General features: G+C 70.6%; 9 protein-coding genes. 7 read left to right on the top strand and 2 right to left on the bottom strand.

From position 1 onward, the window contains the following. Positions 1 to 264: 264 nt before the first annotated feature. Entirely contained in the window at positions 265 to 906 is a 642-nt protein-coding gene (locus C7389_RS21180) for a bactofilin family protein (protein WP_133594655.1), read from the bottom strand. 353 nt (positions 907 to 1,259) lie between these two features. Here C7389_RS21180 and C7389_RS21175 point away from each other — a divergent pair, with 353 nt between their 5' ends. The 7 genes from C7389_RS21175 (at position 1,260) to C7389_RS21145 (ending at position 9,737) form a co-directional block, all read left to right on the top strand. Continuing rightward, entirely contained in the window at positions 1,260 to 2,711 is a 1,452-nt protein-coding gene (locus C7389_RS21175; RefSeq protein WP_133594654.1) for a HAMP domain-containing sensor histidine kinase, read from the top strand. Further along, positions 2,701 to 3,075: a hypothetical protein gene (locus C7389_RS21170; protein WP_133594653.1), complete on the top strand. Its 375-nt coding sequence runs from the start codon at positions 2,701 to 2,703 to the stop codon at positions 3,073 to 3,075. The genes C7389_RS21175 and C7389_RS21170 overlap by 11 nt, the downstream gene beginning before the upstream one ends. Then, positions 3,072 to 4,475, top strand: a complete 1,404-nt coding sequence (locus C7389_RS21165) for a sigma 54-interacting transcriptional regulator (protein WP_133594652.1) — start codon at positions 3,072 to 3,074, stop codon at positions 4,473 to 4,475. Before C7389_RS21170 ends, C7389_RS21165 begins: the two co-directional genes overlap by 4 nt. A 221-nt stretch (positions 4,476 to 4,696) precedes the next feature. Next, a complete protein-coding gene (locus C7389_RS21160) occupies positions 4,697 to 5,044 on the top strand; it encodes a BON domain-containing protein (RefSeq protein WP_133594651.1) in 348 nt (115 codons plus the stop codon). Positions 5,045 to 5,436: 392 nt separating this feature from the next. Continuing rightward, positions 5,437 to 6,564: a PA0069 family radical SAM protein gene (locus C7389_RS21155; protein WP_133594650.1), complete on the top strand. Its 1,128-nt coding sequence runs from the start codon at positions 5,437 to 5,439 to the stop codon at positions 6,562 to 6,564. Positions 6,565 to 6,989: 425 nt separating this feature from the next. Continuing rightward, positions 6,990 to 8,411, top strand: a complete 1,422-nt coding sequence (gene mdtD / locus C7389_RS21150; RefSeq protein WP_133594649.1) for a multidrug transporter subunit MdtD — start codon at positions 6,990 to 6,992, stop codon at positions 8,409 to 8,411. 108 nt (positions 8,412 to 8,519) lie between these two features. Then, positions 8,520 to 9,737, top strand: a complete 1,218-nt coding sequence (locus tag C7389_RS21145) for an MFS transporter (RefSeq protein WP_133594648.1) — start codon at positions 8,520 to 8,522, stop codon at positions 9,735 to 9,737. Positions 9,738 to 9,838: 101 nt separating this feature from the next. Here the strand turns inward: C7389_RS21145 and tldD are convergent, their stop codons facing one another. After that, entirely contained in the window at positions 9,839 to 11,284 is a 1,446-nt protein-coding gene (gene tldD, locus C7389_RS21140; protein WP_133594647.1) for a metalloprotease TldD, read from the bottom strand. Positions 11,285 to 11,316 lie beyond the last annotated feature (32 nt).

The following is an 11,316-nucleotide window of genomic DNA, read 5'->3' as shown; positions in this document are numbered from 1 at the left end:
TCAAGGTCATCAAGCGCATGGCCTACGGATTCCGCGACTCAGCCTATTTCTTCCTGAAGATCAAGGCCGCCTTCCCCGGAAAGGCGCGATGAACCAAAAAAAACCGCCGGATGCCTCTCGGTCCGGCGGCCAACGCCTGCTGCTGCATTCGGTGGGGTGGGGCGTCCCCTGCTGCCATCCCCTCGCGCAAACCGGCGGACCACGGAAACCGCCGGTCAAAGACGGCAGGAACGGGCGGCCCCCCGACCGCCCGTCTGTTTCAGCTCACCCCGCCAATGCGGCCAGCGGCTTGCTCTCCGTCAGGTTGTTGTCGCTCTCCGGCCGCAGCTCGGTCGGACGCCGCACCGGCGAGGATGAGGCGGAGGAAGAAGCCGCCAGCGACTGCACGTCGCCGGAAATCTCGCCCCCTTCCTCGATGAAGATCTTGCCGTAGCGGATCTTGCCGCTGACGCGGCCGGTGGCATGGATGATGAGCTGCTTGCGCGCGGTGAGTTCGCCGTCGAAGCGGCCGTGGATCTCGGCCACGTCTATGCCCACCGTGCCGGCGTAAGCGCCCTTCTCGGCGATGCGGATGACGCGGCTGTCCATGGTCGCCTCCACCCGGCCTTCCACCACCAGGGTGTCGCAGTCCAGGATCTCCGCACCCTTCAGCTTCACATCCGGGCCGACGATCAAGCGGCTGCCGCCGTCGGCGTTCTCCTCTTCCGCGACCGGGCTCGCGCCCTGCTCCAGCCGTTCTTCCACCTTCTCCTCGGCCGGCTCCCGCGCCGGCGTCATCGGCGGGCTGCCAACGGCGGAAGACGAACCGGGCGCCGCCGGGCTCACGCTGGCGCCCATGCCGGGGCGTAGCGGGCGGGCACCGGCGGGTTCGGCGGTCTTGGGGAACATGGCGGGTTTGTTGAACATGGTTTCTCCTCGGAACTGTTGCGGGCCCGCCGACGCGGCCCCTCCGCCGGAGATGGCAAGCACCATGCCTGCCCTGAAAAAACATTTTTTATCAAACACTTGAATTCAAGAAGCTCGACTTCGCTTGAATCAGGGGGCCGAAACCGTCGCCTGCAGGCGACACCATTCCCGCGGCAAACGGCGAAACCCTTGCCCGGCAAGCCTTTGCGGCTGTCACATCCAGGCGACACCTGGCCGGGAAACATGAACTTGCACTTGCTTACCCCGGCGGCCGCGGGCCGCTGCCTAAACTCGCGGATCGTCCGCAGCCGAGCCCATGCTCCTTCTCTCCTGCGACCACCGCCCGCCTGCCCATGCTCCGTTTCTCCTTCCGCGCCACGCTGCTGGCGAGCTTCCTGCTGATCGCCGGCATCCTCGGCGCCGCGGCGGTAAACGGCTGGCTGGCACTGGAAGACTTCGCCAAACGCAGCCGCGACAGCAGCGCCACCGCCCTCGCCCTCACCACCGCCGTGCAGCAGCTGGGCGAACGCACGGTGGACATGGAACGCAGCGCCCGCCAATTCGTGGTGCTGGAAGACCCGGCCCTGCGCCAGCGCTTCGCCGTCGCCCATATCGAAGCGGTGGCCGCGCTGGACCGGCTGGACAGCGTCGCCACCTCCGGCTTCCTCGCCCTGCCGGATGCCCGTTTCAGCGAAGCGCTGGCAACCTGGCGCCAGGCCGCCGACGCCGCCCATGCCGCCCTCGAAGGCAAGCCCGACGCTGCCCGCCTGCAGCCGGCGCTGGCGCGGCTGGCCGAACTCAATGGCCGGCTGGCCGGCGCGGTGCGCAGCCGCATCGAAGAAGACAACCGCCGCCAGCTCGACGCCCTGGACCACCGCCGCGAACGCCTCGCCCAGCAGGTGCTGGCCGCCATCGCCGCCGCCTTCGCCCTGGCCGGGCTCACCGGCTGGTGGGTGGTGCGGCCGTTGCGGCGCATCGCCCGCGGCATCGCCGCCCTGGGCGAAGGCCGCTTCGACCGCCGCATGAACGTCGGCGGCCCGGCCGACCTGCGCGAGATCGGCCACCGCCTGGACTGGCTGCGCCTGCGCCTGGCCGACCTGGAAGCCAACCGCGCCCGCGTGCTGCGCCACGTCTCCCACGAACTCAAGACGCCGCTTGCCTCCCTGCGCGAAGGCGTGGCCCTGCTGCAGGACGAAGTCGCCGGCCCCATTTCGCCACGCCAGCAGGAAGTCATCCGCATCCTGGATCACAACGCCCGCACCCTGCAGGAGCGCATCGAGCACCTGCTGGACTACAACGCCACCCTGTTCGACGCCCGCCGCCTGTCGCGCCGCCGCGTCGCCCTGGCACCGCTGGTGGCCGCGGTGGTGGAGGAGCAGCGCCTGCAGGCCGAAGCGCGGCGGGTAACGATCAAGGTGGAAACCGTGCCCGGCCAGGAAGCGCCGGCGGTACTCGCCGACGAGGGCAAGCTCAAGCTGGTGCTGGGCAACCTGCTCGCCAACGCGCTGGCCTATGCGCCGCCCGGCAGCACCGTGCGCTTCCGCCTCGGCGACGGCCCGCAGGGCGTGGCCATAGACTGCACGGACGAAGGCCCCGGCGTGGCCGCCGAGGAAGCCGAGCGCATCTTCGACCCCTTCTTCCAGGGCAGCCGGCGCCCCGCCGAGCCGCTGCGCGGCAAAGCCGGCGGCAGCGGCCTCGGCCTGGCCATCGTGCGCGAATTCATCGTTGCCCACGGCGGCCGCGTCGCCGTGCTGCCCGCGCCCCAGGGCGCCCATTTCCGGATCGATCTGCCCCATGCCCGTTGAAACGCCTACTCCCGCCCATCGCCGGCTGCTGCCAGCGCTGGCTGCCGCCCTGCTGCTGGGCCCGCTCGCCGGCTGCATCGGCCGGCCGCCCCCGGCCGAGCGCGATCCCGCCATCCTCGCCCACCAGTTGCAGGAGCAGACCGCCGAGCGCCAGCGCCTGGAAACCGTGGTCCAGCGCCTCACCCAACAGCTGGAGCGCAGCAACCAGCAGCTGAAGGACAGCCAGCGCCAGACGGAACTGCTGCAACAGAAGCTGGACGCCCTCGCCGAGATCGAGCGCAGCCTGCCCGCCGGCCCGCGCAGCACGGCCCCACGCGGCCCTGCTCCCGCCCTCCCCTCCGAGCCTGCCAGGACCACGCCATGACGACAGCCCTGCACCACGCCACTGACGCCAGCGCCAGCCTGCTGCTGGTGGACGACGACACCGACCTGCTGCGCCTCCTTTCCATGCGCCTGGAAGCCAGCGGCTACCGCATCGGCACCGCCGAAAGCGCCGACGCCGCCCTCTCCCGGCTGGCGGTGGAGCGCTACCACCTGGTGGTGAGCGACGTGCGCCTGCCCGACCGCGACGGCCTCGCCCTGTTCGAGGAAATCCGCAGCCTCTACCCGGCGCTGCCGGTGATCCTGCTGACTGCCCACGGCACTATCCCGGACGCGGTGGAAGCCACCTCCCGCGGCGTCTCCGGCTACCTCACCAAACCCTTCGACAGCCGCGAACTGCTGGAGCGCATCGCCCGCGCCCTGCGCCTGGCCGCACCCGCCGGCCCGGCCGAGCACCCCGCCGACGAGGAATGGCGCAGCGAAATCGTCACCCACAGCGCGCGCATGCTCACCCTGCTGGACGAAGCCCGGCTGGTGGCCGCCTCCGACGCCAGCGTGCTCATCCGCGGCGAGAGCGGCACGGGCAAGGAACTGCTCGCCCGCGCCATCCACCGCGCCAGCCCGCGCGCCGCAGCGCCCTTTGTCGCCATCAACTGCGGCGCCATCCCGGAGCAGCTGCTGGAATCCGAACTCTTCGGCCATGTGCGCGGCGCCTTCACCGGCGCCACCACCGCCCACCGCGGCCTGCTGCAGGCGGCCGACGGCGGCACCCTGTTCCTCGACGAGATCGGCGACATGCCGCTGGCACTGCAGGTGAAGCTGCTGCGGGTGCTGCAGGAGCGCGCGGTACGGCCGGTAGGGGCGACGCGCTCCGAAGCCATCGACGTGCGCATTCTCTCCGCCACCCACCGCGACCTCGACGCCGCGCTGGCCGAGGGCCAGTTCCGCGAGGACCTCTACTACCGCCTCAACGTGGTCAACCTCGGCCTGCCGCCACTGGCCGAGCGGCGGGAAGACATTCCGCTGCTGGCCAACCACTTCCTGCGGGTGCTCGCCCACAAGTACGGCAAGCGCCTGCGCGGCTTCGCCCCGGACGCGGTGGAAGCCCTTGCCGGCGCGCCCTGGCCGGGCAATGTGCGCCAACTGCAGAACGTGGTGGAGCAAGCCTGCGCGCTCGCCACCACGCCGCTGATCCCGCTCGCCCTGGTCGAGCGCGCGCTGCGCCTGCGGCCGATGGACGCGCTGAGCTACAGCGAGGCCAAGCAGCGCTTCGAGCGCGGCTACCTGGTGCAGTTGCTCAAGCTCACCGACGGCAACGTCTCCGACGCCGCCCGCCTGGCCGAACGCAACCGCACCGAGTTCTACCGCCTGCTGCAGCGCCATGGCCTCAATCCCGACCTGTTCCGCGCCGAGCCGCGCGGCGTCGCTCCGGCCCGACAATGAAAACCCAGCGGATTCAAGCGGCTGCGGCGAGATGAAGGCAGCCGTCGCCGGGGGCCGACAGTTCCAGCCGGCCTCCAGCCCCCCGGCCGGGAGCCACACCCGGCCTGCACCGCCAAAGCCTTGATCCCGCCCGGCTTTTCTCCGCCTGGCACAGCCCCTGCAAAGCCTGCTGCTCGCGGCCCCGCGCCGCCGCAATCCATCGCAAGTCGCAGGAGCTCCAGATGATCAGTCGCCAGACCGTACTCGCCATCCTCACCACCTCCGCCCTCGCCTTCTCCATCGGCGCCAGCCCCGCCCACTCCGCCGGCCTCGCCGCCGCCGCGGTAGAGACCACCGAACTGCCCAACGACGACGACCCCGACCGCGGCCTGCGCCAGGACATCAAGACCGCCCTGCGCAGCGACCCCGCCCTGCGCGACGCCCATGTCGCCGTCGCCGCCCGGGACGGCCAGGTGCGGCTCGCCGGCGTGGTCGCCAGCGAAGAACAACGCCACCGCGCCCAGCAAGTGGCGATGGCGGTAACCGGCGTGCGGGAGGTGGATAACGGCCTGGAGATCGTTGGCCGGTAACCTCGATACGCGCGGTACGGGCCCGCCACCTCAAGGAACGGCCGGTTTCCTCCCCTCTCTCCTCGCAGGGCATGGGCGGCAAAGCAAAGCACCGCTTCGCCCGCCGGAGCGGGCAGAGCACAGGGCCAGGGCGCGGAGCGGGGGGAGGGGAGCAGTGTTCACGAGCCTGAATCGCAGCCGCCCCTTCGGAGCCCCCTCCCCAGCCCCCTGCAAGGGGGAGGGAGTGCGCCGCCGCCCACTGCACCGCCGAGCGCCCCAGCGGCAAGGGAAACCCCCGCTCAAGCCCGAGCGCCGTCCGCCCCGGCAGTTACATCCGCAGCCCACTCGGCTTATCCCATCGCCCCGACAAACGCCTCTTGACGCTCCCCCAACCGCAGGCGGAAACTTCGTCAATGACTGTACAAAATTACAGAAAACCAGAGAGGCCACAGGCGGCCCCCCAAGCCCAGCGCGGCCGCGGCGCCGCGCTGCGCCCGGACGGCCGCTTCCTCGACTGGCAGCGCGGCGACTTCGACGACGGCTGGCCCGGCGAGGACGAAGGCAGCGAAGGAAAGCTCAGGACCGAGTTGCTGGTGGACCGCGCCAAGACCGTCATCACCAGCAACACCTCGCCGGACGTCGGCTTCAACCGCTCCATCAATCCCTACCGCGGCTGCGAGCACGGCTGCATCTACTGCTTCGCCCGGCCGTCCCATGCCTACCTGGACCTCTCCCCCGGGCTGGACTTCGAGACCAAGCTGTTCTGGAAGCCGGAGGCCGCCAGCCTGCTGCGGCGGGAGCTTGCCCGCCCCGGCTACCGCTGCGAGCCCATCGCCCTCGGCATCAACACCGACGCCTGGCAGCCGGTGGAGCGGCGCACCGGGCTCACCCGCCAGATCCTGCAGGTGATGGTGGAAACCCGCCACCCGGTGAGCATGATCACCAAGTCGGCGCTGATAGAACGCGACATCGACCTGCTCGCCGACCTCGCCCGCGACAACCTGGTGCAGGTGATGCTCTCCATCACCACGCTGGACGACGACCTCGCCCGCCGCCTGGAGCCGCGCGCCGCCCGCCCGGCGCGGCGGCTGGAAACCCTGCGCCGGCTGAGCGACGCCGGCATCCCGGTGGGAGTGCTGTGCGCGCCGCTGATCCCGGCGCTGAACGACCATGAACTCGAAGCGGTGCTGGAAGCCGCCCACGCCCACGGCGCGGAAACCGCCGGCTACGTGCTGCTGCGCCTGCCCTACGAGCTGAAGGAGCTGTTCGCCGAGTGGCTGCAGCGCCACGCCCCCGGCAAGGCCCGTCATGTGATGAGCCTGCTGGCCGCCATGCGCGGCGGCAAGGCCAACGACGCCCGCTTCGGCCACCGCATGCGCGGCGAAGGCGTCTATGCCGAGCTTTACCGCCAGCGCCTGCATAGAACAAGCGAACGCCTGGGCCTGAACCGCCACCGCCGGGTGCTGGACAGCGGCCTCTTCAGACCGCCTGCAGTGGATGCGCCGCCGAAAGCCCCCTCCCCGCAGATGGACCTGTTCTAAGCGGAGTTGCCCCGAAGGCGCCGCCTGACAGTCGGCAACAACCCGCAGCGCAGCCCTCGGCGCCACGCCCGCCCTGCGCCAGGGCCAGTCGCCCCACGAACCCATCCCACCGCCGCAACGAGACCAGGCTTGCGCCCCCCTGCCGCAATAGCGCGCCGGCAAACGCCAAGCCTCATCCGGTCTCCCCTCATGGCTGCCCCAGCGCCATCGGTCTTGCGCCAAGAGCAGGCCACAAGGCTGCGCCGGCAGCCGCAGGCCAGCCCCGGCCTGCGCTGCCCAGGGCCGCGCGAACGCCCTTCGCCGGCGCCCTCCCCGCCGCGCCGGCAAAACCCCTGCCAGGCGCCGCAGCAGACGGCGGCCAGGCACCGGAGCCCTTCTCCCCGCCCCGGCTACAATCAAGGCTCCGCGGCCATAACAACAACACCATGAACTCCCCCGACCTCCCCGCCTCCCGCCTCATCCTGTGGCTGGTGGCCTTCGGCTTCTTCATGCAGACGCTGGACGCCACCATCGTCAACACCGCGCTGCCGGCGATGGCCGAGAGCCTGGGCGAGAGCCCGTTGCGCATGCAGTCGGTGGTGATCGCCTATGCGCTGACCATGGCGATGGCGATTCCCGCCAGCGGCTGGCTGGCGGACCGCTTCGGCACCCGGCGGGTGTTCACCACCGCGCTGGCCCTCTTCGTCGCCGGCTCGCTGGCCTGTGCGCTGTCGCACAACCTCGGCCAGCTGGTGGCCTCGCGGGTACTGCAGGGCCTGGGCGGAGCGATGCTGCTGCCGGTGGGCCGGCTGGCGGTGCTGAAGAGCTTTCCGCGCGAGCACTTCCTCAAGGCGATGAGCTTCGTCGCCGTGCCGGGGCTGATCGGCCCGCTGATCGGTCCGACGCTGGGCGGCTGGCTGGTCGAAGCCGCCTCCTGGCACTGGATCTTCCTCATAAACGTCCCGGTCGGGCTGCTCGGCTGCGCCCTCAGCCTGCGCTACATGGCGGACTGGCGGTCCGCCGCGCTGCCGCCCTTCGACTTCACCGGCTTCGGCCTGCTCGCCTTCGGCATGGTCACCCTGTCGCTGGCGCTGGACGGGCTGGCCGGCGTCGGCCTGGGCCGCGCGCCGGTACTGGTGCTGCTGGTGTTCGGCCTGGCCAACCTGGCGGCCTACTGGATACATGCCACCCGCCATCCGCGGCCGCTGTTCTCGCCGCAGCTGTTCCACACCAACAGCTTCAGCGTCGGCCTGCTGGGCAACCTCTTCGCCCGCATCGGCAGCGGCGCCATGCCCTATCTGATTCCGCTGCTGTTGCAACTGGCCATGGGTTACAGCCCGGCGCGCGCCGGCATGATGATGCTGCCGGTGGCCGCCTCTGCCATCCTCTCCAAACGGCTGGCGCCAACGCTGATCCAGCGCTTCGGCTACCGCCGCGTACTGGTGGGCAACACCGCGCTGCTGGGCATGGCGATGGCGGCCTTCTCCCTGCTGGCGCCGGCCCAGCCGCTGTGGCTGCACGTGCTGCTGCTGGGCTTCTTCGGCGCGGTGAACTCCATCCAGTTCACCGCGATGAACACGGTGACGCTGAAGGACCTGGGTAGCGAGCAGGCCAGCGCCGGCAATGGCCTGCTCTCCATGGTGCAGATGCTATCCATGAGCCTGGGCGTGTCGGTGGCCGGGGCCCTGCTGGCGGTGTTCACCGAACGGCTGGACGTGGACGCCCACGGCCGCCTCGCCGCCTTCCATGCCACCTACCTGTGCGTGGGCGCGATCACCGTCGCCTCGGCCTGGATCTTCTGGCAGCTGGCGCCGGACGCGGACCGCGCCGCCAGCGCGGACAAGCAGAAGCTGGCGGACCTGGAATGAGGCCGCCGCTGCCTTGACACGTTAAATTACGACAATCATGATTACGCGACGCGAAGGCCGCCAGGGTCTTCCGCCTTCGCCAGCCCCGCTCCCTTCCCGAGGTAAACAATGTTCCGTGGCCTGAACCACCGCGACGCATGGGTCGTCACCCTGTCGGCCGCCGGCATCCTGATGGTGACCATGGGTACGCGCCAGTCCTTCGGCCTGTTCATCTCGCCGATGAACACCGACACCGGCCTGGGCATCACCACCATCAGCCTGGCGCTGGCAGTGGGCCAGTTCGTGTGGGGCGCGATCCAGCCCATCGCCGGCGCCGCCGCCGACCGCTACGGCCCGGAGAAAGTGCTGATCGCCTCCATCCTGCTGCTGATGCTGGGCACCGCGCTGACGCCCTTCGTCAGCAGCGGCATCGGGCTGATGGTGGCGCTGGGCATCCTCGCCTCCATGGGCTCCGGCGCAGGCAGCTTCTCGGTGCTGATCGGCGCCGCCGCCCAGCGCCTGCCGGCGGAGGCGCGCGGCGCGGCCTCCGGCCTGATCAACGCCGGCGGCTCCTTCGGCCAGTTCGTGTTCGCGCCGGTGGCGCAGAAGCTGATCCAGGCCCTGGGCTGGATGGGCGCGCTGTGGTCCATGGCGGCGATGACGCTGCTGGCGCTGCCGCTGATCCGCAGCCTCACCGGCCGCGCCGCGCCGCGGCCGGCGCCGGCCGCCGCCGGCGAGGCCGGCCTGTGGCAGGCGGTGAAGTCGGCCAGCGGCGACCGCAGCTACCTGCTGCTGCACGCCGGCTTCTTCACCTGCGGCTTCCACATCGCCTTCCTCGTCACCCACCTGCCGGGCGAAGTGGCGCTGTGCGGGCTGCCCGCGGGCGTGGCGAGCTGGTCGCTGGCCATCATCGGCCTGGCCAACATCGTCGGCAGCCTGTTCGCCGGCAACTGGGTGTCGCGCTACCGCAGCAAGCACATCCTGTTCTGGATGTATGGCTCGCGCGCGCTGCTGATCGCCGCCTACCTGCTGAGCCCGAAGACGGCGCTGACCTTCTACCTGTTCGCCGCCGGCCTGGGCTTCACCTGGCTGTCCACCGTGCCGCCCACCGCCTCCATCGTCGGCAAGCTGTTCGGCGTGCGCTACCTCGGCACCCTGTTCGGGCTGACGCTGCTGTCGCACCAGGTGGGCGGCTTCCTCGGCGCCTGGCTGGGCGGCATCGCCATCACCCTGCAGGGCGACTATCAGTGGATGTGGTACGCCGACATGGCGCTGGCCGGCGCCGCCGCGCTGGTGAACCTGCCGATCCGCGAAGCGCGCATCGCGCCGCTGGCGAAGCCGGCCTGAGGCTTCCCCGGCACACGCCTACTGCGCCGTAAAAAGCGAACGGCCCGGATCGACCGGGCCGTTCTGTCTTGTGCGGCTTGCGCGCCGCCGGCGGCCAGGGCTCAGGCGGTGCCGCCCACCGTCAGGCCGTCGATGCGCAGCGTCGGCTGGCCGACGCCCACCGGCACGCTCTGGCCATCCTTGCCGCAGGTGCCGACGCCAGGGTCCAGCGCCATGTCGTTGCCTATCATGCTGACGCGGGTAAGCACGTCCGGCCCGTTGCCGATCAGGGTGGCGCCCTTCACCGGGCGGGTGACCTTGCCGTTCTCGATCAGGTAGGCCTCGGCGGTGGAGAACACGAACTTGCCGGAGGTGATGTCCACCTGGCCGCCGCCGAAGTTCACCGCGTACAGGCCCTTCTTCACCGACTTGATGATCTCCGCCGGGTCCTTGTCGCCGTTGAGCATGTAGGTGTTGGTCATGCGCGGCAGCGGCAGGTGGGCGTAGGACTCGCGGCGGCCGTTGCCGGTGGGCTTCATGCCCATCAGGCGGGCGTTCATCATGTCCTGCATGTAGCCGGTGAGGATGCCGTCCTCGATCAGCACGGTGCGTTCGGTCGGGTTGCCTTCATCGTCTATGGTGAGCGAGCCGCGGCGGTCCGGCAGGGTGCCGTCGTCCACCACGGTGACGCCCTTGGCAGCGACCTGCTGGCCGATCATGCCGGAGAAGGCGGAGCTGCCCTTGCGGTTGAAGTCGCCCTCCAGGCCGTGGCCGATGGCCTCGTGCAGCAGGATGCCGGGCCAGCCCGGCCCGAGCACCACCGCCATGGTGCCGGCCGGCGCCGGGTCGGCGCCGAGGTTCACCGAGGCCTGATGCACCGCGGCGCGGGCATAGCCGCGCAGCACTTCGTCGCTGAAATAGCCGTAGTCGTAACGGCCGCCGCCGCCGCCGCTGCCCTGCTCGCGGCGGGTGCCGTCTTCCATGATGACGGTGACCGATACCCGCACCAGCGGCCGCACGTCCGCCGCCATGTGGCCGTCGCTGCGCGCCACCAGCACCACTTCCCAGGAGCCGGCGATGTGGGCCATGACCTGGGTGACGCGGGCATCCTCGGCGCGGGCGTAGCCCTCCAGCCGCTCCAGCAGCGCGACCTTGGCGGTGTCGTCCAGCGAATCCAGCGGGTCTTCGCCGTGGTACAGGCGCTTGCCGGGCTTGCCGGCGGCCACCGCGGTCTTGCCGCGGCCACCGGCGTCGGCGATGGCGCGGGTGGCGGTGGCGGCGCCCAGCAGCGCGTTCAGGGAGATGTCGTCGGAGTAGGCGAAGGCGGTCTTCTCGCCGCTGATGGCGCGCACGCCCACGCCCTGCTCGATGTCGAAGCTGCCGGACTTGACGATGCCCTCTTCCAGGCTCCAGGCCTCCGAGCGGTGGTACTGGAAGTAGAGGTCGGCGTAGTCCAGCCGGTGCTTCATCAGCTTGCGGAACACTTTGTCCAGCTCCGCCTCGCCGAGGTCGTAGGGAAGCAGCAGCGTGCGTTCGGCGACTTTGAAGGGGTTCTTGGCTTTGCTCATGAGAGGTCCGGTTGTGGCGCCGCCGGCGTGGA

This window comes from Azoarcus indigens, from assembly GCF_004361735.1.
Lineage (GTDB): Bacteria > Pseudomonadota > Gammaproteobacteria > Burkholderiales > Rhodocyclaceae > Azoarcus > Azoarcus indigens.
The sequence above is the reverse complement of the archived record's forward strand: the minus strand, read 5'-3'. Positions and strand labels throughout refer to the sequence as shown.

Bases quoted from the DNA above. Each gene is read 5' to 3' on its own strand.
- C7389_RS21170 (WP_133594653.1), top strand. From the start codon at position 2,701: ATGCCCGTTGAAACGCCTACTCCCGCCCATCGCCGGCTGCTGCCAGCG.
- tldD (WP_133594647.1), bottom strand. From the start codon at position 11,284: ATGAGCAAAGCCAAGAACCCCTTCAAAGTCGCCGAACGCACGCTGCTG.
- C7389_RS21180 (WP_133594655.1), bottom strand. From the start codon at position 906: ATGTTCAACAAACCCGCCATGTTCCCCAAGACCGCCGAACCCGCCGGT.
- mdtD (WP_133594649.1), top strand. From the start codon at position 6,990: ATGAACTCCCCCGACCTCCCCGCCTCCCGCCTCATCCTGTGGCTGGTG.
- C7389_RS21155 (WP_133594650.1), top strand. From the start codon at position 5,437: ATGACTGTACAAAATTACAGAAAACCAGAGAGGCCACAGGCGGCCCCC.
- C7389_RS21160 (WP_133594651.1), top strand. From the start codon at position 4,697: ATGATCAGTCGCCAGACCGTACTCGCCATCCTCACCACCTCCGCCCTC.
- C7389_RS21145 (WP_133594648.1), top strand. From the start codon at position 8,520: ATGTTCCGTGGCCTGAACCACCGCGACGCATGGGTCGTCACCCTGTCG.
- C7389_RS21165 (WP_133594652.1), top strand. From the start codon at position 3,072: ATGACGACAGCCCTGCACCACGCCACTGACGCCAGCGCCAGCCTGCTG.
- C7389_RS21175 (WP_133594654.1), top strand. From the start codon at position 1,260: ATGCTCCGTTTCTCCTTCCGCGCCACGCTGCTGGCGAGCTTCCTGCTG.